Here is a 21955-nt window from a genome sequence, read left to right as displayed (position 1 = left end):
CCGTTCCCGGTGCCTGGTGTTCCGGGGCGCCGCCCTCAGTCGAGGTATCCGCGCAGTTGGTCGGCGAAGGCATGGTCGCGCAGCTTGTTGAGGGTCTTGGACTCGATCTGGCGGATCCGTTCTCGCGTCACGCCGAAGATCCGGCCGATCTCCTCCAGGGTCCGCGGCCGTCCGTCGGCGAGCCCGTACCGCAACTGCACGACCTTGCGCTCGCGTTCGCCGAGCGTCGACAGGACCGCCTCGAGGTGCTCGCGCAGCAGGAAGAAGGCGGCCGACTCCACGGGGGAGGCGGCGTCGCCGTCCTCGATGAGGTCGCCGAGCGCGACGTCGTCCTCCTCGCCGACGGGGGCGTGCAGGGATACCGGCTCCTGGGCGAGGCGCAGCACTTCCAGGACCCGCTCGGGGGTCAGCTCCAGGTGGACGGCGACTTCTTCGGCGGTGGGCTCGTAGCCGCGCTCCTGCAGCATGCGGCGCTGTACGCGGACGACGCGGTTGATGAGCTCGACGACGTGTACGGGCACCCGGATGGTCCGGGCCTGGTCGGCGAGGGCCCGGGACATCGCCTGCCGGATCCACCAGGTGGCGTAGGTGGAGAACTTGTACCCGCGGGCGTAGTCGAACTTCTCGACGGCCCGGATCAGCCCGAGGTTCCCCTCCTGGACCAGGTCGAGCATGGTGAGCCCGCGGCCCACGTACCGCTTGGCAACGGAGACGACCAGCCGCAGGTTCGACTCGATGAGGCGGCGTTTGGCCATGCGTCCCATGACGACGAGCCGGTCGAGGTCGACGGCGAGCTGGGAGTCTAGGTCGGGGGTGGTGCCGAGCTTCTCCTCGGCGAACAGGCCGGCTTCGACGCGCCGCGCCAGGTCCACCTCCTCGGCGGCGGTGAGCAGCGGGATCCTGCCTATCTCGCGCAGGTACTGCCGGAACAGGTCGGCGGAGGGTCCCGCTCCGCCCCCGCTCCCGTCGCTGTCCCGGCTGCGCGGCACTGGCACCGGCTCGATCAGCTCCAGTACCTCGGGCTCTTCGTCCACGGCTTTGGCCTCCGAGGACTCGCTCGCGTTCACGGTCAGGGTCCGGGTCTGCACGGGGGCGACCTCCAGGGCTCCGAGGACGGGGGCACCGCATTCAGTGTGGGGTACGACACATCGCTGCCACGAGGGGCGTGCGAGCACTTTCTGAGTCCGGCGCGTGACCGATGGTTACCCCCTGCCGGGAACCCCGATGCGGATAGGACACATGTCCGAGCTGATCGGCTCCGTGCGTGAGCGCGAGACCCGCGCGGCCCTGGTACGCACGATTGACGCTCTGTCAAAAACTGCTTCGGCTGCGGGAATCGGGGTGTGCGAGGCTGGAGAGATGACGTTCGATTTCGAAGCGGAATGGACGCGGGCGAAGGGGGACGCGGCCATGCGTCTGGCCTCCGCCGGGCCGACGCCGTCGCCGACCCCGTCAGCGAGTCCCTCCGCGTCCCCCAGCCCTGCCGCAGGAGACCCCGACCTCGGTCTCGTCCACGGCCCCGTGCGCTCCAAGGCGTCCGGGATCCGCACGGCCAACGCCGAGGCCCGGGGCAAGTCCACCCTCGACGACGCCGAGGCCGTCGGCCGCAGCCACAGCGGGTGGGCGGCGGGGACGGCCAGCAACGACTGCGTGGCCGCCTGGCAGCGCAAACTCCGTGCTCTCGCCGACCTGGTCGACGACGCGGCCGACGCCCTGACCACGGGCACGAACGCCGTGAACGCCCAGGACCAGGCGATAGCCGATCGGCTGCGCGCGGCCGGCGGCGTGCTGGAGGACGCCTGATGGTTTCCGTACCCGAGTTGAAGCGGGCCGATCCGCAGAAGTGGCGCACCGCGGCCGACGACGCGGTGGCCGTGGCGAAACAGTGCGACGGCCTCGCCTCGTACGCGCGCCAGGACGTCGCCCGGACAGTCGACCGGTGCTGGGTCGGTGAGGCCGGACGCGCCGCCACGGAACGGTTCGTGAAGCACGCCGACGACTACGAGACGTCCGCGTTGGCCCTGCGCGCGCTGGCCAAGTCCTACGACGACCTGGCCGAGGCGATCACGGGGGCACAGCGGGACCTGAACAGCGCCCTTGACTACGCCCGCACCCGCGACCTCAAGGTCGACGACAGCGGCCGGGTCCAGCTGGCGAAGCCCGTCATGGTGCCGCAGGGCAGTACCGAGCACCTCGAGCCGGTCAACCACGCACAGGGAATCATCACCGAAGCCCTGCGGAAGGCCGGCCAGGCCGACGTGGACACGGCGCGCGCCCTGCGCACGATCGAGGGTCTGACCGCCGTATCCGACCCGAAGCTGGCCAAGGAGGCCCTGACGCCCGGGTCCCCGCTGGCGGTCGCCCTGGCCCTGGCGGGCGGTACGGACGGCCTCCACCCGATCAACGTCTCTCCGGCCCAGTTCGCCGCGGTGAACCGGGCCGCGGCCGAGACCGGCATCAGCCGCAAGCTGCTCCTGGCGATCCTGTGGCAGGAACAGCAGTGGTACCAGAACTTCAACCCCGGCCTGACCGGTCCGCTGGCCCAGGCGGGACGGATCTTCAACTGGACGCTGCAGCAGACCCTCAAGCCCGACAAGTCCCTCGGCATCACGCACATGAAGCCGGACACCGCGCGAGAGGTGATGGAGAGGAACCAGAGCGCGTTCACGCTCCCCGACGGCACCTACCTCGGGGACCTCGACGACGCCCGGCTCACCAAGTACATCGAGGAGAACCCCGACGAGAACATCCGCCTGAGCGCCTACCACCTCCGACGCCTGCAAGAAGAGCCCTACGGGGCGAAAACCGACAAACAGCTCTTCACCCTGTACGCGGCGGACACCCCAGGCGTGCGGGAGCTGAACGAGCAGTACGGCGACGAGTCGGGCAACCGGGCCAACGACATCAGGACGCGGGGCGAGAACTGGGACAGGCTGGAACCGCACCTGGACGACGCCATGGCCTGGCACGCACTCACCGATGAGCAGCGGGCCACCGCCGTGCGGCAGCTCGAGTCGCAGACCCCGGCCGGACACCACGTCTCCGTCGACCCGATCTACGATGAGGGCGGCGGGCCGCACACCGGAACGGGAACCGGTCCGGCCGAACCGGGGACTCCCTCCCCGAGCCCGGGGCCGGCGCCCACACCGCCGAGGAGCAACTGACCCATGCGCACACCGAAGTGTCTCCCCCTGCTGCTGGGAATGCTGCTGACGCTGAGCGCGTGCGGCCTGGTCGACAGCGACCGGGGACGCCCTCCACTGTCGCCGATGCCGGACAACGTGCCGACCGGTCCCGAGTACGCCTCGGTCGACGACGTGGTCACCGCCCTGGGGAAGGGGGGCTTCGACTGCAAGGTGACCCTGCGGAACGAGAACAAGTTCGGCTCCGACGCGGTCTGCGAGGTGCAGCACCGTGGAACGACGGTCTACAACGACATCTCCGTGCTGAGCACCGCCCGCTACAGCAGGGACGAGGTCGGCGACAGCATCGAGGTGGGGCGCCGGGCGTACGGGCACACCATCGTCGCCGCCGGCAACTGGTTCATCTGGGTCCGGCCGGGGGTCTACGCCTACGACATGGCCGCGGCACTGCCCGGAACGGTGGTCCTGGAACCGCTCCCGGCAAAGTAGGCGGGGGCGGGGGCGGGGGCGGGGGCGGGAGCACCGGACCGGTCAGGCCGGGCCGGGGGCCGGTTCGACGCGGACCGCGCAGACCTTGAACTCCGGCATCCGGGAGGTGGGGTCGAGCGCCGGGTTGGTGAGGGTGTTGGCGCGGCCCTCGCCGGGCCAGTGGAAGGGCATGAAGACCGTGTCCGCGCGGATGGCGTCGGTGATGCGTGCCGGTGCCACGGCGCGGCCGCGGCGGGAGGTGACGGCCAGCGGGCTGCCCTCGACCGCGCCTATGCGGGCGGCGAGGCGGGGGTGGAGTTCGACGAAGGGGCCGGGGGCGGCCTCGTTGAGCTCGTCCACCCGGCGGGTCTGGGCGCCGGACTGGTACTGGGCGACGACGCGGCCGGTGGTGAGCAGGAGCGGGTAGTCCGCGTCGGGGACCTCGGCGGCGTCGCGGTGGGCGACGGGCGCGAAGCGGGCCCGGCCGTCCTCGGTGGCGAAGCGGTCGAGGAAGAGCCGCTCGGTGCCGAAAGAGCCTTGGGGGCAGGGCCAGAAGACGCCCTGTTCGGACCGGATGCGGTCGTAGGTGATGCCCGAGTAGTCGGCCGGTCCGCCCGCCGAGGCGCGGCGCAGTTCGTCGAAAACCTCCTCGGGGGCGGTGGGGAAGCCCTTCTCGACGCCGAGGCGGGCAGCGAGCCCGTGCAGGACCTCCAGGTCGCTGCGCACCCCCGGGGGCGGGGTCAGGGCGCGGCGCCGCAGCAGGACGCGGCCCTCCAGGTTGGTGGTGGTGCCGGTCTCCTCCGCCCACTGGGTGACGGGGAGCACGACGTCGGCGAGGGCTGCCGTCTCGGAGAGGACGACGTCGGCCACGGCGAGGAAGTCCAGGGAGCGGATCCGGTCCTCGATGTGGGCGGCGCGCGGCGCCGAGACCACCGGGTTGGAGCCCATCAGGAGGAGCGACTTCACGTCGGAGCCGAGGGCGTCGAGGAGCTCGTAGGCGCTGCGGCCGGGTCCGGGGAGGCTGTCGGGATCGACGCCCCAGACCCCGGCGACGTGGGCGCGCGCGGCCGGATCGGTGAGCTTGCGGTAGCCGGGGAGCTGGTCGGCCTTCTGACCGTGCTCGCGGCCGCCCTGGCCGTTGCCCTGGCCGGTGAGGCAGCCGTAGCCGGAGAGGGGCCGGCCGGCCCGGCCGGTGGCCAGGCACAGGTTGATCCAGGCGCCGACGGTGTCGGTGCCCTTGGACTGCTGCTCCGGGCCGCGGGCGGTCAGGACCATCGCGGATTCGGGGGCGCAGAAGAGCCCGACCGCCTCCCGCAGGGCCGGGACGGGGACTCCGGTGATGCGTTCCACCAGCTCGGGCCAGTGGGCCATGGCGGCGGCCCGGGCCTCTTCCCAGCCGGTGGTGCGGGCGGCGATGAACTCCTCGTCGGTGCGGCCGTCGGCGACCACGAGGTGCAGCAGGCCGAGCGCGAGGGCGAGGTCGGTACCGGGGCGCGGTGCCAGGTGCAGGTCGGCCTGTTCGGCGGTGCGCGTGCGGCGCGGGTCGATGACGATGAGCGTGCCGCCGTTGGCCTTGAGCTCGGTGAGGTAGCGCAGGGCGGGCGGCATGGTCTCGGCCAGATTCGAGCCGACGAGGATCACACAGCCGGTGCGGGGGATGTCCTCCAGCGGGAAGGGCAGGCCCCGGTCGAGGCCGAAGGCCTTCTGGTGCGCGGCGGCGGCCGAGGACATGCAGAAGCGGCCGTTGTAGTCGATCTGGGAGGTGCGCAGGGCGACGCGGGCGAACTTGCCGAGCGCGTACGCCTTCTCGTTGGTGAGCCCGCCGCCGCCGAAGACGCCGACGGCGTCCGGTCCATGCGTGCGGGCCGTGCGGGCGAGGCCCGCGGCGACGGTGTCGAGGGCCTCCTCCCAGGTGGCGGGTTCGAGCCGCCCTGCGTGGGTGCGGACGAGCGGCTCGGTCAGGCGCACCCGGGAGGAGAGCACGGCCGGAGCGGTGCGGCCCTTGCCGCACAGCGCTCCCCGGTTGACCGGGAAGTCGGCGCGCTCCTCCACCGCCACGCCCGCGCCGCCCGGCTCGGGGCGCAGGTTCATCCCGCACTGCAGCGCGCAGTAGGGGCAGTGCGTGGCGGTGGCGGCAGCGGCTTCCGGGGTGTGCATGCGGTCCAGCGTGCGTCGGCGGTGTTACGCGCGCCGCCGCATCGCGTTACGGCTCGGGGTGCTCCACCTCAGCGCGGTGCGCCGCCCCCGGTGAGGGCCGCCGTGAGGGCCGGCCGCAGCTCGGGCCGGTCGAGGACCTCCACGAACACGATCCGGCCGTGGACGACGTCGAGGATCAGGTACCCCCGGGCCGGGAGCAGCGCCACGTTGCGGTGGCCCGGCCCGTAGGGCGTCCCCGGCCGGTGGGGCGCGGTGCGGAAGCTCTGGCAGAAGTCGTCGCCGCAGCCACAGTCGGCGAGGAGGCGGAGGTCGTGGGCGCAGAGGGCGAGCTCTCGCTCGCCCTCCTCCTCCAGCAGCCGCACGAGTTCGGCGCTCAGCCCGGGGAGCACGTCGCGCAGCAGGGGTGCGGTGGTGTCGTCGTCATGGTGCACAGGGCGGACCGTAGTCCGCCTCCCCCGTCGACGGCACACGATAAAACCGGGCAGGATGGACTGCCTTGCCCCTCGGATCCACTGCCGCCACCGTTCCACACCCCGGAAGCTCGTACCGACCGATCCGGCATATGCCTGTTCGGCCTATGTGGCGGTGCGTCAGTCCGCCAGGGCCGCCAGGGCCCGCGTCACCCCTTCCTCCTTCGGGCCCAGGAAACGCGGGGAGGGCTTGAGGACCGCGTCCAGCGCCGCCTTGCCCGATGCGAAGAACTCGCGGGTCTGGCCGTAGTACCAGGTGGCGTCGTGCACGTCGGCCACCCCGACCCCGTACGAGTCCAGGCCCGCCGCCTGGCACAGGGCGACGGCCCTGCGTATGTGGAAGCCCTGGGTGACCAGCACGGCCCGCTCGACCCCGAAGATCTCCTTGGCCCGCACGCAGGAGTCCCAGGTGTCGAAGCCGGCGTAGTCGCTGACGATCTGCGTGTCAGGGACCCCGTGCTCGGTCAGGTACCTGCGCATGGCGTCGGGCTCGTCGTACTCCTTGCGGCTGTTGTCCCCGGTGACCAGCACCACTCTGACCTTGCCCGTCCGGTACAGCTCGGCGGCCGCGTCGAGCCGGTCGGCGAGATAAGGGGTGGGCCGCCCCCGCCACAGCCCGGCCCCGAACACCACCGCCACGTCGGCGGCGGGCGCGTCGGCCGTCGTCCGCAGCCGGTCGGAGGCCGACGCGTGCGTCCACGCAGACGGGAGCAGCGCCAGCGCACAGGCTGCCATGACGGTCTGCACCGCCAGCCGTCTGCCCCGGGCCCCGCGCAGCCGCCGCGGCCGACGCTCCGCCACCACGCGCACCAGGGCCCCTGCCCTCGCCCGCACCGGCCTCGCCACCGCCCTCGCCCAGCCCCTGATCTCCATGACCGCCCCTCCCGCACACCGCCGCACGCACCGTTCGCGCACACCGTTCGCACACATTGACGATCACGGCCGGTCCCGGAGTTCCGCCCCGGCCCCCTTTCACCCGTACGAACGACCGAGTGAGCACCTCGCAAACACCCGTCACCCCGGCGCAACGCACCGGCAATCTGCAGCCCGCAGGATCGGTTCATGACGGAGCCGGTGCACCCTCCCGACAGCCTCTCCCTCCCCTCCCTCCCGTTCGGCAGCGCGGCCGAGCTGCTGACCAGGATCACCGCCCAACTCGGCACGCAGCTCAGCGGACTGCGACCGCCCCGCACCCGCCCCCTCGGAGACCTCCCATGCAGCAGCCCGCCCTCGTCGCCGTGGCCCACGGCAGCCGCGACCCACGCGCCCTGCACACCGCCCTCGCCCTCCTCGAGCGGGTCCGCGAGCTCCGCCCGCGGCTCGACGTCCGGCTCGGCCACATCGAACTGAACGAGCCGCTGCTCGACGACACCCTGCGCGCGACGTCCGGCGCGGCCGTGCTCGTCCCCCTGCTGCTCGGCCGCGGGTACCACGTCAAGCGCGACCTCCCCGCGGCCGCCGCCCGGGCCGCCCACCTGCGCACACGCGTCGCCGCCCCGCTGGGCCCGCACCCGCTGCTCGTCGAGGCCCTGTACGAACGGCTCGTGGAAGCCGGCTGGACCCCCGGCACCGCCGTGGTGCTCGCCGCCGCCGGTTCCCGCGACCCCGACGCTGCGGCCGACACCCGCCGCACCGCCGCGCTGCTCGCCGGCCGGCTCGGCGGTGTACCGGTGGTGCCCGGCTACGCCTCGGCGGCGACGCCCGGCGTCCCCGACGCCGTCCGCGCCCTGGCCGCCCGAGGCCACCACCGGACGGCTGTGGCCTCGTACTTCGCCGCTCCCGGCCGCTTCGCCACCCAGACCGCCGCGGCCTCGCCCGGCCCCGCGGCCGCCCCCCTGGGCGACCACCCGGCCCTGGCCCGCCTGTTGCTGCGCCGCTACGACGAGGCACTGGCCCGCCCCGCCGGGCTGCCCCGGCCGGAACTCGTCTCCGCCTGATCCCGGTTTGTCAGTCGTTGCGGTTACCGTCTTGTCATGGAAGGCACCGCGCACGCCCCCGCAGACGACCTCTACCCGCCCTACGACCCGGCCGACACCGAGCGCTGGGCGGCCGAGCCCGACAAGCGCCCCGGCCGCACCGCCTTCCAGCGCGACCGCGCCCGCGTGCTGCACTCCGCCGCGCTGCGCCGCCTCGCCGGGAAGACCCAGGTGGTCACGCCCGGCACCCGCTCCTACGACTGGGACGCCAGCCCCCGTACCCGCCTCACGCACTCCCTGGAGTGCGCCCAGGTCGGACGGGAGCTCGGCGCCGCGCTCGGCTGCGACCCGGACCTCGTCGAAGCCGCCTGCCTCTCGCACGACATGGGCCATCCGCCCTTCGGCCACAACGGCGAGGAAGCACTCAACGAGTTCGCCAAGGACTGCGGCGGCTTCGAGGGCAACGCCCAGTCGCTGCGCCTGCTGACCCGGCTGGAGCCGAAGCGGTTCGTGCCCGACCCGGCGAGCGGGCAGCCGGTCAGTGTCGGCCTCAACCTCACCCGGGCCTGCCTGGACGCCGCCACCAAATACCCGTGGGCCCGCGGCGGCCACCCGACCGACCCCGACTCGGTCAAGTTCGGGGCGTACGAGGACGACCTGCCGGTCTTCGAGTGGCTGCGCCTCGGCGCGCCCGCCGACCGCAAGTGCTTCGAGGCCCAGGTCATGGACTGGGCGGACGACGTCGCATACTCCGTCCACGACTTCGAGGACGGCCTGCACGCCGGGCACCTCGACCCGAACCTCCTCTTCGCCGAGCCCGAGCGGGCGGCGATCTGGCAGGTCGCCATCGGCCGGTACGTCCCCGCCGGCACCTCCCCCGACGAGCTGCGGGCCGCCCTCGACCGGCTGATGGAGCAGGAGTGGTGGCCCCACGGGTACGACGGTTCCGCCGTCGCCCAGGCCCGCCTGAAGGACGCCACCAGCCAGCTCATCGGCCGGTTCTGCCTGGCCGCCGAAGGGGCCACCCGGGAGGCGTACGGATCGGGCCGCCTCACCCGGTACGGCGCCGAACTGGTGGTCCCCCGCGACGCGCGCAACGAGTGCGCGGTCCTGAAGGCGGTCGCCGACCTGTACGTGATGCAGCGAGACGAGCAGGAGCGCCTCCGCGCCGACCAGCGCATCGTCCTGGCCGAACTGGCCGAGGCGCTCAGCGCCCGCGCCCCAGAGGGTTTGGAGCCCCAGTTCCGGGCCATCTTCGACGCCGCCGCGGACGACAAGGCCAGGAAGAGGGCCGTCATCGATCAGATCGCGTGTCTCACCGACGCTTCCGCGCGTTCCCTGCACGCACGCCTCACCCGGCGCACCCGACGCGCCGAAGGGTGAGCTGATCGAGCCACTCCCCCTTCACGCGGCAGGCTCAGTGCGGGACGCTCGCATGTGGTCGCATGTGGCGTAGAGGTTATGAGGAGGCATCAGGTGGTCGACGCACACCGCACATTCGTCATCGTCGGCGCGGGGCTCGCCGGGGCGAAGGCGGCCGAAACGCTGAGGTCGGAGGGGTTCACCGGGCGGGTGATCCTGATCGGCGACGAGCGTGACCATCCGTACGAGCGTCCCCCGCTGTCCAAGGGCTACCTCACGGGCAAGGAGGAGCGCGAGAGCGTCTTCGTCCACGAGCCGTCCTGGTACGCGGCCTCCGACATCGAGCTGCACCTCGGCCAGCCGGCCGTCCACCTCGACCGTGAGGCCAAGAGGGTGGTCCTCGGGGACGGCACGGTCGTCCACTACGACAAGCTGCTGCTCGCCACCGGCGCCGAGCCGCGCCGTCTGGACATCCCCGGCACCGGGCTGGCCGGCGTGCACCACCTGCGCCGGCTCGCGCACGCCGAGCGGCTGCGGCACGTCCTGGCGGGCCTCGGCCGGGACAACGGCCACCTGCTCATCGCGGGCGCCGGGTGGATCGGCCTGGAGGTCGCCGCCGCGGCCCGCGGGTACGGCGCCGAGGTGACCGTCGTCGAACCGGAGGCCACCGCGCTGCACGCCGTGCTCGGCCCCGAGATCGGCCGGCTCTTCGGCGACCTGCACGCCGATCACGGGGTGCGCTTCCACTTCGGCGCCCGGCTGACCGAGATCGTCGGCCAGGACGGCATGGTGCTGGCCGCCCGTACCGACGACGGGGAGGAGCACCCCGCACACGCGGTGCTCGCCGCGATCGGGGCCGCGCCGCGGACGGCTCTCGCCGAGACCTCCGGGCTGGCCCTGGTCGACCGGGAGCACGGCGGCGGGATCGCCGTGGACGCCTCCCTGTGCACCTCCGACCCTGACATCTACGCGGTCGGCGACGTGGCGGCAGCCCACCACCCGGCGCTCGGCACGCGGCTGCGGGTCGAGCACTGGGCCAACGCGCTGAACGGCGGCCCGGCCGCCGCGCGGGCGATGCTGGGGCACGAGGTCGCCTACGACCGGGTGCCGTACTTCTTCTCGGACCAGTACGACGTGGGCCTGGAGTACTCGGGATACGCCCCGCCCGGCGGCTACGACCAGGTGCTGATCCGCGGCGATGCCGGCAAGCGGGAGTTCATCGCCTTCTGGCTCTCCGAGGGGCGCGTCCTCGCCGGAATGAACGTGAACGTGTGGGACGTCACCGAGCACATCCAGGCCCTGATCAGGTCAAAGGCACCCGTGGATCGCGAGGCCCTTTCGGACCCGTCGGTTCCGCTTGCCTCGCTGATCCCTGCGGAGGGGGCCTGACGGGTTTGTCCGCGCCCGGCCGTAGACTTCACGGGTGGCAGGACGGATCAATGACGACGACGTGAAGGCGGTACGGGACGCGGTCCCGATCGACGCCGTGGTCTCCGACTACCTCCAGCTGCGCAACGCGGGCGGAGGCAACCTCAAGGGCCTGTGCCCCTTCCACGACGAGAAGTCCCCCTCCTTCCAGGTCAGCCCCAGCAAAGGCCTCTACCACTGCTTCGGCTGCCAGGCGGGCGGGGACACCCTCGACTTCGTCATGAAGATCGACCACCTCTCCTTCTCCGAGGCGGTCGAGCGACTGGCCGGCCTGGCCGGGATCACCCTGCGCTACGAGGAGGGCGGCTACACCGCCGGCACCAGCGGCCGCGGCGAGCGCATCCGGCTGGTCGAGGCGCACCGGGAAGCCGCCCGGTTCTACGCCGACCAGCTGGACGGCCCCGAGGCCGAGATCGGCCGCAAGTTCCTGGCGGAGCGGGGGTTCGACCAGGCCGCGGCCGCCCACTTCGGCGTCGGCTACAGCCCGGCCGGATGGGACCACCTGACCCGCTTCCTGCGCGGCAAGGGCTTCACCGACAAGGAGCTGATCACCTCCGGGCTCGCCCAGGACAGCCGCAGCGGCAAGCCGATCGACCGCTTCCGCGGCCGGCTGATGTGGCCCATCCGCGACACCAGCGGCGAGGTGGTCGGCTTCGGCGCGCGCAAACTGCGCGACGACGACAACGGGCCGAAGTACCTGAACACCCCCGAGACGGCGATCTACAGGAAGTCCCAGGTCCTGTACGGCATCGACCTGGCCAAGAAGGAGATCGCCAAGACCTCCCGGGCCGTGGTCGTCGAGGGCTACACCGACGTGATGGCCTGCCACCTTGCCGGTGTCACCACCGCCATCGCGACCTGCGGCACCGCGTTCGGCGGGGACCACATCAAGATCCTCCGACGCCTGCTGATGGACAACGCCACCGCCGAGGTCATCTTCACCTTCGACGGCGACGCGGCCGGACAGAAGGCGGCCCTGCGGGCCTTCGAGGACGACCAGAAGTTCGCGGCAGAAACCTCGATCACCATCGCCCCCGGCGGGATGGACCCCTGCGACCTGCGCCTCGCCCAGGGGGACGCGGCCGTCGCCGACCTGGTGGAGGCCCGCACCCCGCTGTTCGAGTTCGCACTGCGCCACATCGTCTCCCGGCACAACCTGGAGAACCCGGCGGGGCGGGCGGCAGCGCTGGCCGAGGCCGCTCCGGTCGTGGCAAGCATCAAGGACCTCTCGATCCAGCACGAGTCGGCGGTCCAGCTGGCGGGGATGCTGGGCATCCTCGACGAGCAGTTCGTCGTCAAGCGGGTGGCACAGCTCGCCCGATGGGCGCGCGAGCGCGGCAACCAGCCTCAGCAGCAGGGACGGGGCCGCGCCCAGCAGCCGACCCCCGAGCCGCCGCCACCGCCGGCCGGTGGCGGCGGCCCCGCCCTCAACCTGCGCAGCCCCGCACACCGCACCGAGCGCGAGCTGCTCAAGCTGGCGCTGCAGCGCCCCGCCCTGGTCTCCCCCGCGTTCGACGCGTACGGGACCGACGAGTTCACCGCTCCGCCCTACGCCGCGGTCCGCCGGGCCATCCAGGACGCGGGCGGCACCTCGCAGGCCGACGACGGCTACCTGGCCCGCGTACGCGACGCCGCCCCGAACGACACCGTCCGCGCGATGGTCACGGAGCTGGCGGTGGAAGCCATCCACGCCAAGACGGTGGACGAGGTCTACGCCGGGGTCCAGCTCGTCCAGGTCCGTCTGCGTGCCGTCGACCGACGGGTACTGGAGATCCAGAGCGCCATGACCCGCCTGAGTCCGCAGGCCCCGCCGGAGCAGCACGCCGCCGTCCAGGAGGAGCTGTGGGTGCTCCAGCAGTACGGGCAGCGCCTGCGCAACCGCGGCGCCGAAGGACTCTAGGGGGCGCCTTCCGGGCCGTGTCCGAACGGCTTGGCAGAGCGGTTGAACCAGTCGCCCCCGGGTATCTCCGTCCCCCTCTCCCGCAGGTCGCGGGCGACCAGCGGGGACGCCAGGTAGACCCAGGCGCGCACCGTGGTGCCGTCCGGGCGCAGGGCCTCGCGGGCGAATCGGTCGTAGACGTTGCCGGGCCGCCCCGGGCCTTCGTACTCCTCCAGCCGGTCGAGCTCGGCCAGCAGCCGCCGGTACGCGGCGGGCTCCGCGGTGATCAGCTCCCCGACGACGGCGGCGCCCGGCCGGTGGACCGCGAACGGATAGCCGGGGCCGTCGTAGAGGACCGCGTCCGGCAGGGTGGCGGGCTCCTCCGAAGCCGTGCGGCCGCGCAGGAACAGGTCGTGGTTGACCTCGCCGGGGCGCAGGGTCCCGTACACGAAGAACGGGAGCGCGACGGTGGTCGTTTCCCGCGGCCGTTCGACCGATGTCACGGAGCCCTCCCTCGGTATGGCGCAGCACTCCGCGGCCGGGCCGAAAGTCCCGACTTCGCTGCGTCCCACCACCGTACGCACCGCTGTTGCACCCCTTCCAAGTGCCCGCGACCCGGGCCGCCCGGTGTCGGATCACACCCCCTCCGACCTCGCGGTTCCACGTCTGACGCCTTCGTGCCGCCGCTTCGCCGCCGGCCGGCGGGGGCTCGCTGTGGGTATGCCCGCGCCCAAGACGGTGGTTCCCGTGTACTGGACGTACGCGGGCGACCCGACAACGCGGCGAGGCGCGATGCGGGCGGCGCGGGCCCGGCCGCCGTCGGCGCCGGCGGCCGTCCGGGTCATCCGGTCACCCGGACGGCGTGGGCGGCCCGGATGGCTCCACACACATCGTGACCTGCGAGAACGAACTGCGGCTGGCCGCGGCGGGGCATTCCTGACGGGACATCAGCAGGCGCGCGACGGGCGGGCCGGGTTTCCTCGGAGACACGAGCCCGTGTCTTCAGGGAGAGTCCCATGCGCCGACGTACCGCACACGTGCTGACCGCGACCGCGTTGACCGCCGTCGCGTTCACCGGCCCGGTCGCGGGCGCGGTCGCCGCCGCGGACCTCGGCATGGCGGGCTTCGCACCCGGGGACTTCGCCGCGCTGGAGGTGTGGCCGAAATCGGCCGCGCCCGGCACGACCGTCACCGTCAACACCACCGCATGCGGCCCTGGAAGCCACGCGGACGGCGATGCCACCACGGTCGGCGGCGGCCGCTTCAAGCTGGTCCCGGGCACCCACAAGGAGGTGGTCGTGGGGCAGTTCCAGGTGGCCCGCGGCACCCGGCCCGGCACCTACGGCATCGGCGCGACGTGCGCGAACGGCAAATTCGCGACGGGCGACCTGGTCGTCACCGAACGCGGCCCGCAGGGGCACGTCAACTCCGGGGTGGGCGGTGGCACGACCACCACGACCGACCCCGCCAAGATCGCGGCGGGAGTGGCCGTACTGGCCGCGACCGCCGTCGGCGGTACCTGGCTCCTGCGTCGCCGGGCGAGCGGCACGCGGAGCTGACGGACGCCCACCGCGGCTGCGACCGCGGTCCGACCGGTACCGTCCCCCGTCGCCCGCCCCGCGAGGTCCCCCCGTTCGCGGGGCCGGGCGACGGCCAGTCACCTCGGACGAGAGGCGGAGGGGTACTTCATGGCCGGCGACTTCCGCCCGACCGCCCGCCACGGGGGACTCGTCGCGCTCGCCGCCTGCATCGGCATCTGGCTCGTGACCAGCGGCTCCCGGGAACCGCTGGGACCACCGCTGCCCTCCCCAGCCGAAGCCCTGACCGCCGCCGGCACCGTCGGCCCCGGCATCGCCCCGCTTCCCGGCTCACCGCCCGGCCGGATCCGGATCCCCACCATCCGGGTGGATGCCCCGCTGATCGGGCTCGGTCTGGACCGGGGTGGCCACCTCGAAGTGCCTCCGCCCGACCGGCGGGGCCTCGCCGGCTGGTACCGCGAGGGCACCACCCCGGGCGCCACCGGCACCGCCGTGATCGCCGGGCACGTGGACGACGCCGCCGGGCCGGGGGTCTTCTACCACCTGGGCGCACTGCGCCGCGGGGACGCGATCGAGGTCCCGCGCGCGGACGGGCGTACGGCCGTGTTCACGGTCCACGCCGTCGAGGTCCACGACGCCAAGGCCTTCCCCGACACCCGCGTGTACGGCCCTTCGCCGCGCGCCGAGCTACGGGTGATCACCTGTGGCGGCGGTTTCTCACCGCGCACGGGTTACCGCGGCAACGTGGTCGTCTTCGCCCATCTCACCGGGACGTACTGAGCGGCTCAGGCCGGTCAGCCCCATTGCTCCAGGCCGAGCTTGACCACCAGGGCGCCGACCACGGTCAGCAGCACCCCGCGGACGAAGCCGCTGCCCTTCTTCAGCGCCATCCGGGCGCCGATCATGCCCCCGGCCAGGTTGAACACCGCCATCAGCGCGGCCAGCTGCCACAGCACCATGCCCTGGTAGGCGAACATCGCGAGTGCCCCCGCGTTGGTGCAGCAGTTGACGATCTTGGCGGTGGCGGAGGCGGTGACCAGGTCGAGGTGGAGCAGGGCCGTGAGGGCGAGAACCAGGAAGGTGCCGGTGCCCGGCCCGATGAGGCCGTCGTAGAAGCCGATGCCGAGGCCGGCGAGCCCGATGGCGAGCAGCACCCGGGCACGGCTGACGGGCGAGCCGGAGGGGGCGGTGCCGAAGCCGGGCCGGAAGAGCACGAACCCGGCGACGATCACGAGCACCACCATGATCATCGGGCGGAGCGCGTCCTTGCTGATGCCGCCCGCGAGTGCGGCGCCGCCCATCGATCCGGCGAGCGCCGCCAGGCCGATGCGGACGGCGAGCTTCACGTCGACCGGGGCCTTGCGGACGTACGTCACGGCCGCTCCGGCGGTGCCGACGATGGCCACCGCCTTGTTGGTGCCGAGGACGGTGGCGGGGTGGGCGTTGGGCAGGCCCAGCAGGAGTGCGGGCAGGAGCAGCAGGCCGCCGCCGCCCACCACCGCGTCGATCCATCCCGCCGCCGCGGCCGCGACGCACAGCACAATGATCATGGTCGTTGATATGTCAGGCACGAACCGACCCTATGGAGCTGTCGGGTGCAGTGACCATCAATCCCCGGAAAGTTGCGCAAAGGTTGAGCTTTGCCGGGCCGGGACCCGGTCCGGCGCCACCGGAGCGGCCGGGTCCACGACCGCCGTGAGCAGGGTGGCGGCCATGACGCCGACCGCCCCCAGCCCCGCCGCGAGCCGCCCCGCCGGGGGTACGAGGGCCAGCGCGGCCAGCGCGGTCCGCACCGGCGAGGGTCTGCGCGGCTTGCGGTGCCGGGCGGCCGTCGCACGGGCCGGCACCCCGACGGGTACGGAAAGGGCGACGTGCAGGGGGTGGCGCATGGGGCGGGAACTCCTCGGGAACTCGGGGCGGCAGGGCGGTGGGAGCGGTGGGCGATGCCGACGAACGGCGTCGGACGGCGGTACGCGGACCGGGAGCATCCGGCCCGGCTCAGAAGCTGAAGCACTCCGAGTGGATCCTCCCGGCCGGCACCCCGGCCCGCAGCAGCGCCGCCCGGGTCGCCTCCGCCATCCCCGGCGGCCCGCAGAGGTAGACGTCGTGCTCGGCCAGGTCGGGCACCAGCGCGGCCAGCGCCTGCGGGGCCAGCGGGTCGTAGGCGGCGCCCGACGGCCCGAGCAGGTAGTGCAGCCCGGCCCGCCGCCCGGCGGCGATGGCCTCCAGCTCGGCGCGCAGCACCAGGTGCTCCTCGGCGCCGGCCCGGTAGAGCAGGGTGATGTCCCCGGGGCCGCCCGGCAGCGTCTCGAACAGGGCCCGCATCGGGGTGATCCCGACCCCGCCCGCGATCAGCAGCACTTTCGGCCGGGTCCGCCGGGCCGCGGTCAGCGCCCCGAACGGGCCGGTGGCGAGGACCCGCGTCCCGGGGCGCAGCCGGCGGATGCGGCGGGAGTGGCCGCCGAGCCCCTTCACGGTGATCCGCAGCGTGTTCCCGCGGACCGGCGCGGACAGCGAGAAGGGCAGCGCGGTCGGCCACAGCCCCCGCTGCAGGAACCGCCAGCGCAGGAACTGGCCCGGCTCCGCCCGCAGCTCCGCCAGGTGCTCGCCCCGCACAACGACGGAGACGACCCCGGGGCCCTCGAAGCGGAGCTCCGCGACCCGCAGCGCGTGCCGCAGGGCCTGGCGTACGGGCACCACGGCGCGGTACCAGACCAGCAGCACGCCGACCAGGGTGTGTGCGAGCGCCCAGAACCAGGCCGCGGCGGCGAGGTCGGGCCCGGCGAGCTGGTGTCCGAAGCCGAGGGCGGCGGCGAGGTATACGAGCAGGTGCACGCCGCGCCAGGTTTCGTACGGCATCCGGCGGCGTACGGCCCGGGCGGAGGTCGCACCGACCGCGGCCAGGAGGACGGTCCCGGCCGCGGCGGCGGCTATGGCGGGGTAGCCGAGCAGCTCCCGGACGGCGCGGTCCAGATCGGCCCCCGTGTGCACGGCGTACCCCAGCAGGGCGAAGAGTCCGTGCCCGAAGCAGAGGAGCAGGACGTGGCGTCCGCCGAACGCGTGCCAGCGGGCGAGCCGGTCGGCGCCGACCCCGTGCTCCACCGCGGGCACCCGGGCCATCAGGAAGAGCAGCACCAGCACCCCGTAACCGGCGAGCAGACCGGTCAGGTGCGCGGCGGTGGCGAAGAGCGCGTCGGGCCGCGCCGAAGGCCGGACCTGCACCGCCCAGAGCAGGACCACCACCCCCGCCCCGCCCAGGATCCCGCCCCTGACCCGCACCGCCGCATCTCGCATGCGGATCACGCTAAGGGCCCCGGCAGCGGCCCCGACGACCTTTAAGGCGGCCTTGAGGAAGGCCTCACCGACCCTTAAACCCGACGCTGAGGTCGGCGTTCCGTCCGGGTAACAGGAGCGATGCGGCGGGGAAACAGCGGCCGCGCACCCTCATGGCATGACCTCGGAAAAGCGTGTGGTGGTGATCGGCGGTGGCCTCGCGGGCCTGCGGCTCGCGGACCGGCTGGGCCCGGCCGCGGCGGTGACCGTCCTCGGCGAGGAATCCCACGTCCCGTACAACAGGGTCCTGCTCGCCGAGGTCCTCGCGGGCCGGTACGCGCCGGAGGTGACCGCCCTCCCGGCTCCCGGCCCGGCGCTGCGGCGCGGGGTCCGGGCGGTACGCGTCGACCGGGCGGAACGGGCCGTGCACTGCGACGACGGCACGGTGGCCCCTTACGACACGCTGGTACTGGCCACCGGCTCGAACGCGGTGCTCCCGCCGCTGCGCGGGCTGTTCGAGCCCGAAGGGCGCGATCTCCCGGACGGGGTCCACGCGTTCCGCACGATGGACGACTGCCTGGCCCTCTCGGCGGCCGTACGCCCAGGGGTGCGGGCGGTCGTCATCGGCGGGGGCCTGCTCGGGGTCTCGGCAGCCCGGGCGCTCGCCGCGCGCGGAGCGGTGGTGGTCCTGGCCCAGCAGGGCGAACGCCTGATGGAACGCCACCTGGACGCCGAGGCCTCGGCCTTGCTGGCGACGCACCTGACCGAGCTCGGCGTGGAGCTCCACACCGAGTGCCGGGTCCGCGGCGTGACGACAACCCCTTCGGCCCCGCCGACGGGTGAGGCGCCGGGCTCCGGGGGCACAGCCCCCGGCAACGGCGCCGGTCAGGGGCAGCGGCGGGTCACCGGGGTCGAGCTCGCCGACGGCTACCGGCTGGAGGCCGACGTCGTCGTCCTCGCCTGCGGCGTACGCCCCCGCACCGGCCTCGCCAAGGCGGCCGGCCTGGACGTCCGCACCGGCATCGTGGTCGACGACCACCTGCGCACCAGCGACCCCCGCATCCACGCCATCGGCGACTGCGCCGAGCACGCCGGGCAGGTGTACGGCCTGGCCGGCGCCGCCCTGGAGCAGGCCGACGCCCTCGCCGCCGTCCTCAGCGGGGCTCCCGTCCCGTACACCGGCACCCGGGCCCTGACGCGCCTCACCCTCGGCGGAGCCGGGAACGGCTCCCTGGACCTCGCCGCCTTCGGCGAGACCACCCCCCGCCCGGGCGACGACGTGGTCCGCCTCGCAGACGCCACCCGGCGGACCTACCGCAAGGTCGTCCTGCGCGGCGACCTCCTCGTCGGCGGGGTGCTGCTCGGCGAGCTCTCCACGGTGGGCGCCCTCGCCCGCACCTGGGAGGGCGGGGAACCGCCGCACGACCTGTTTCACCTGCTCACCGACGACGGAGGCCACTGACATGACCGAGCCCTCGCCCACGATCGTGCTCATCGGGCACGGCATGGTCGGCCAGCGCTACCTCGAAGCGCTCGCCGAGCGCGGGATCACCGCCACGCACCGGGTCACCGTGCTCTGCGAGGAGCCCCGGCCCGCCTACGACCGTGTGCACCTGACCTCGTACTTCTCCGGCAGCACTCCCGAGGACCTGTCCATGACGCCCGCCGGGTTCATGGAGCAGCACGGCATCGCCCTCCACCTCGACGACCCGGCCGAGCACATCGACCGGGCCGCCCGCACCGTCACCTCCCGCTCGGGGCGGGTGTTCCCGTACGACGTGCTGGTGCTCGCGACCGGCAGCTACCCCTTCGTGCCTCCCGTCCCCGGCAAGGACGCCCCCGGCTGCTTCGTCTACCGCACCATCGAGGACCTCCTCGCCATCGAGGAGTACGCGAAGGACAAGACCACCGGCGCCGTCGTCGGCGGCGGACTGCTCGGGCTGGAGGCCGCCGGCGCCCTCCAGGGTCTCGGCCTCGCCGCCCGCATCGTCGAGTTCGCCCCGCGCCTGATGCCCGTCCAGGTCGACGAGGGCGGCGGCGCCGCCCTGCTGCGCACCATCGAGTCCATGGGCCTCACCGTCCACACCGGTGTCGGCACCCAGGAGGTGGTGACCGGCGAGGACGGCCGCGTCAGCGGAATGCGGCTCTCCGACGGCTCGACCGTCGACACCGAGCTCGTCGTCTTCTCCGCCGGCGTCCGCCCCCGCGACCAGCTGGCCCGCGACGCCGGGCTGGACGTCGGCGAGCGCGGCGGTGTCGCGGTCGACGCCCGCTGCCTGACCTCCGACCCGCACGTCTACGCCATCGGCGAGTGCGCCCTGGCCGTCGACGGCCGCGTCTACGGCCTGGTCGCCCCCGGCTACGAGATGGCCGAGACCGCCGCCGACGACCTGCTGGGCCGTGCGAAGGAGTTCACCGGAGCCGACCTCTCCACCAAGCTGAAGCTGCTCGGCGTGGACGTGGCCTCCTTCGGCGACGCCCACGGCGCCACCCCCGACAGCCTCGACGTCGTCTGGTCCGACTCCCGCACGGGGGTCTACAAGAAGCTGGTGGTCTCCCCCGACGGCGTGCTCCTCGGCGGCGTCCTGGTCGGCGACGCCGACGCCTACGGCCTGCTGCGCCCGCTCACCGGCAGTGTCCCGCCCGTCGCACCGGAGCAACTGGTCCTGCCCGCCGGCGTCGGCGCACCCGTCGCGCTCGGCCCGTCCGCCCTCCCCGACCACGCGGTGATCTGCTCCTGCCACAACGTCACGAAGAAGGCCATCACCGCCTGCGCCACCCTCCCCGAGGTCAAGAAGTGCACCAAGGCGGGCACCGGCTGCGGCAGCTGCGTCAAGGTGATCGGGCAACTGCTCCCGGCCGCCGCCGACAAGGGGCTGTGCGGCTGCTTCCCGTACACCCGCGCCGAGCTCTACGAGATCGTCCGCACCCGCCGGCTGACCTCGTACGAGGAGATCCTCGACGGCCACGGCCGTCCCGAGGCCCGCGGCGGCGACGGCTGCGAGGTCTGCAAGCCGGCCGTCGGCTCGATCATCGCCTCGCTCGCGGCGACCCTCGGCGCGAGCGGCTACGTCCTGGACGGCGAGCAGGCCGCCCTGCAGGACACCAACGACCACTTCCTCGCGAACATGCAGCGCAACGGCTCGTACTCGGTCGTGCCGCGGATCCCCGGCGGTGAGATCACCCCCGACAAGCTGATCGTGATCGGCGAGGTGGCCCGCGACTTCGGCCTCTACACGAAGATCACCGGGGGGCAGCGGATCGACCTGTTCGGCGCGCGCGTGGACCAGCTCCCCCGGATCTGGGCGCGGCTCGTCGACGCGGGCTTCGAGTCCGGGCACGCCTACGGGAAGGCCCTGCGGACGGTGAAGTCCTGCGTGGGGCAGACCTGGTGCCGCTACGGCGTCCAGGACAGCGTGCGGATGGCCATCGACCTGGAGCTGCGCTACCGGGGGCTGCGCGCCCCGCACAAGCTCAAGTCGGCGGTGTCCGGCTGCGCCCGCGAGTGCGCGGAGGCTCAGAGCAAGGACTTCGGGGTCATCGCCACGGCGAGCGGCTGGAACCTGTACGTGGGCGGCAACGGCGGCGCCACTCCGCGCCACGCGGACCTCCTCGCCCAGGACCTGTCGGACGCGGAACTGATCCGGCTGATCGACCGGTTCCTGATGTTCTACATCCGCACCGCCGACCGGCTGGAGCGGACCTCCACCTGGCTGGAGCGGCTGGAGGGCGGGCTGGACCACCTGCGGGACGTGGTGGTGCACGACTCGCTGGGGCTGTGCGCGGAGCTGGAGTCACTGATGGCCGACCACGTGGCGCACTACCGGGACGAATGGGCCGAGACGCTCCAGGACCCCGAGCGGCTGCGCAGGTTCGTGTCCTTCGTGAACGCGCCCGGCGCTCCCGACCCGACCGTGAAGTTCGTCCCCGAGCGCGACCAGGTCAAGCCCGACCTGGCCGTCCTGACCATAGGAGGTGCCGTCCGATGACCGTGGAACTGCAAGTGGCGCAGGGCTGGCTGACGGTGTGCGAGCTGTCGGCGCTCACCCCCGGGCGCGGGGTGGCGGCGCTGCTGCCCGACGGGAGCCAGGCGGCGGTGTTCGTCGACCGCGCGGGGCGGGCGTACGCCATCGGCAACCAGGACCCCTTCACCGGCGCGCAGGTGCTCTCGCGCGGCCTGGTGGGGGCGGCGGCGGGCCGGCCCTTCGTGGCCTCTCCGCTGCTCAAGCAGCGCTTCGACCTGGAGACGGGGCGCTGCCTGGACGACGAGGAGGTGGCGGTCCGCACCTACCCGGTGCGGACCGCCGCGACGTCCTGACCG

At 73.4% G+C, this 21955-nt stretch carries 19 protein-coding genes and 1 pseudogene; 12 read left to right on the top strand and 8 right to left on the bottom strand.

All coding sequences use genetic code 11. The features are described from left to right. Nucleotides 1-35: 35 nt before the first annotated feature. On the bottom strand, nucleotides 36-1073 hold the full coding sequence (locus tag ACZ6JS_RS05785; RefSeq protein ID WP_469296417.1) for an RNA polymerase sigma factor: 1038 nt from the start codon (nucleotides 1071-1073) through the stop codon (nucleotides 36-38). A 286-nt stretch (nucleotides 1074-1359) separates the two neighbouring features. Between ACZ6JS_RS05785 and ACZ6JS_RS05780 the strand changes: the two genes are divergently transcribed. From ACZ6JS_RS05780 to ACZ6JS_RS05770, 3 genes are read left to right on the top strand one after another with little or no spacing between them, the layout of a single operon-like run. Further along, nucleotides 1360-1803, top strand: coding sequence for a hypothetical protein (locus ACZ6JS_RS05780; RefSeq protein ID WP_469296026.1), 444 nt, complete (start codon nucleotides 1360-1362; stop codon nucleotides 1801-1803). Then, entirely contained in the window at nucleotides 1803-3164 is a 1362-nt protein-coding gene (locus ACZ6JS_RS05775) for a hypothetical protein (protein WP_469296025.1), read from the top strand. The genes ACZ6JS_RS05780 and ACZ6JS_RS05775 overlap by 1 nt, the downstream gene beginning before the upstream one ends. A 3-nt stretch (nucleotides 3165-3167) precedes the next feature. After that, nucleotides 3168-3632, top strand: coding sequence for a hypothetical protein (locus ACZ6JS_RS05770; RefSeq protein ID WP_469296023.1), 465 nt, complete (start codon nucleotides 3168-3170; stop codon nucleotides 3630-3632). Between the two features lie 42 nt (nucleotides 3633-3674). Here the strand turns inward: ACZ6JS_RS05770 and ACZ6JS_RS05765 are convergent, their stop codons facing one another. From ACZ6JS_RS05765 to ACZ6JS_RS05755, 3 genes are all read right to left on the bottom strand, one after another. Beyond that, entirely contained in the window at nucleotides 3675-5768 is a 2094-nt protein-coding gene (locus ACZ6JS_RS05765) for a molybdopterin oxidoreductase family protein (RefSeq protein WP_469296022.1), read from the bottom strand. A gap of 68 nt (nucleotides 5769-5836) precedes the next feature. Then, nucleotides 5837-6199, bottom strand: coding sequence for a hypothetical protein (locus ACZ6JS_RS05760; RefSeq protein ID WP_469296021.1), 363 nt, complete (start codon nucleotides 6197-6199; stop codon nucleotides 5837-5839). 159 nt (nucleotides 6200-6358) lie between these two features. Then, nucleotides 6359-6973 (bottom strand): SanA/YdcF family protein, encoded by a 615-nt coding sequence (locus ACZ6JS_RS05755; protein WP_469296415.1) that lies wholly within the window; start codon nucleotides 6971-6973, stop codon nucleotides 6359-6361. 327 nt (nucleotides 6974-7300) lie between these two features. Between ACZ6JS_RS05755 and ACZ6JS_RS05750 the strand changes: the two are divergent. The 4 genes and pseudogenes from ACZ6JS_RS05750 (at nucleotide 7301) to dnaG (ending at nucleotide 12844) form a co-directional block, all read left to right on the top strand. Beyond that, a pseudogene (locus ACZ6JS_RS05750) lies at nucleotides 7301-8175 on the top strand (sirohydrochlorin chelatase). 36 nt (nucleotides 8176-8211) lie between these two features. Continuing rightward, nucleotides 8212-9537, top strand: coding sequence for a deoxyguanosinetriphosphate triphosphohydrolase (locus ACZ6JS_RS05745; protein WP_469296020.1), 1326 nt, complete (start codon nucleotides 8212-8214; stop codon nucleotides 9535-9537). Between the two features lie 93 nt (nucleotides 9538-9630). Continuing rightward, nucleotides 9631-10905: an NAD(P)/FAD-dependent oxidoreductase gene (locus ACZ6JS_RS05740; RefSeq protein ID WP_469296019.1), complete on the top strand. Its 1275-nt coding sequence runs from the start codon at nucleotides 9631-9633 to the stop codon at nucleotides 10903-10905. Between the two features lie 34 nt (nucleotides 10906-10939). Continuing rightward, complete coding sequence (gene dnaG / locus ACZ6JS_RS05735; protein ID WP_469296018.1) at nucleotides 10940-12844, top strand: DNA primase; 1905 nt, start codon at nucleotides 10940-10942, stop codon at nucleotides 12842-12844. On the opposite strand, the gene ACZ6JS_RS05730 is transcribed toward dnaG, so the two are convergent. After that, nucleotides 12841-13326 carry a gamma-glutamylcyclotransferase family protein gene (locus ACZ6JS_RS05730; protein WP_469296017.1) on the bottom strand — a complete coding sequence of 162 codons (486 nt, stop codon included), beginning with the start codon at nucleotides 13324-13326 and terminating at the stop codon, nucleotides 12841-12843. The two genes, dnaG and ACZ6JS_RS05730, sit on opposite strands and share 4 nt — an antisense overlap. Before the next feature lie 513 nt (nucleotides 13327-13839). Here ACZ6JS_RS05730 and ACZ6JS_RS05725 point away from each other — a divergent pair. After that, nucleotides 13840-14382, top strand: coding sequence for a hypothetical protein (locus ACZ6JS_RS05725; protein WP_469296016.1), 543 nt, complete (start codon nucleotides 13840-13842; stop codon nucleotides 14380-14382). A 129-nt stretch (nucleotides 14383-14511) separates the two neighbouring features. Next, nucleotides 14512-15141, top strand: coding sequence for a class F sortase (locus ACZ6JS_RS05720; protein WP_469296015.1), 630 nt, complete (start codon nucleotides 14512-14514; stop codon nucleotides 15139-15141). Nucleotides 15142-15155: 14 nt separating this feature from the next. On the opposite strand, the gene ACZ6JS_RS05715 is transcribed toward ACZ6JS_RS05720, so the two are convergent. From ACZ6JS_RS05715 to ACZ6JS_RS05705, 3 genes are all read right to left on the bottom strand, one after another. Further along, nucleotides 15156-15932, bottom strand: coding sequence for a sulfite exporter TauE/SafE family protein (locus ACZ6JS_RS05715; protein ID WP_469296013.1), 777 nt, complete (start codon nucleotides 15930-15932; stop codon nucleotides 15156-15158). 36 nt (nucleotides 15933-15968) lie between these two features. Next, nucleotides 15969-16250: a hypothetical protein gene (locus ACZ6JS_RS05710; RefSeq protein WP_469296012.1), complete on the bottom strand. Its 282-nt coding sequence runs from the start codon at nucleotides 16248-16250 to the stop codon at nucleotides 15969-15971. 109 nt (nucleotides 16251-16359) lie between these two features. After that, complete coding sequence (locus ACZ6JS_RS05705; protein ID WP_469296010.1) at nucleotides 16360-17655, bottom strand: ferredoxin reductase family protein; 1296 nt, start codon at nucleotides 17653-17655, stop codon at nucleotides 16360-16362. 157 nt (nucleotides 17656-17812) lie between these two features. Here ACZ6JS_RS05705 and ACZ6JS_RS05700 point away from each other — a divergent pair, with 157 nt between their 5' ends. Genes ACZ6JS_RS05700 through nirD form a run of 3 tightly spaced genes read left to right on the top strand, consistent with a single transcriptional unit; the run spans nucleotide 17813 to nucleotide 21952 of the window. Then, nucleotides 17813-19096 carry an NAD(P)/FAD-dependent oxidoreductase gene (locus ACZ6JS_RS05700; protein WP_469296009.1) on the top strand — a complete coding sequence of 428 codons (1284 nt, stop codon included), beginning with the start codon at nucleotides 17813-17815 and terminating at the stop codon, nucleotides 19094-19096. Between the two features lies 1 nt (nucleotide 19097). Continuing rightward, complete coding sequence (gene nirB, locus ACZ6JS_RS05695; RefSeq protein WP_469296007.1) at nucleotides 19098-21623, top strand: nitrite reductase large subunit NirB; 2526 nt, start codon at nucleotides 19098-19100, stop codon at nucleotides 21621-21623. Beyond that, on the top strand, nucleotides 21620-21952 hold the full coding sequence (nirD, locus tag ACZ6JS_RS05690; RefSeq protein ID WP_469296005.1) for a nitrite reductase small subunit NirD: 333 nt from the start codon (nucleotides 21620-21622) through the stop codon (nucleotides 21950-21952). The genes nirB and nirD overlap by 4 nt, the downstream gene beginning before the upstream one ends. The last annotated feature ends 3 nt before the right edge of the window (nucleotides 21953-21955 follow it).

The organism is Streptomyces sp. NPDC046349, from assembly GCF_055587885.1.
The sequence above is the reverse complement of the archived record's forward strand: the minus strand, read 5'-3'. Positions and strand labels throughout refer to the sequence as shown.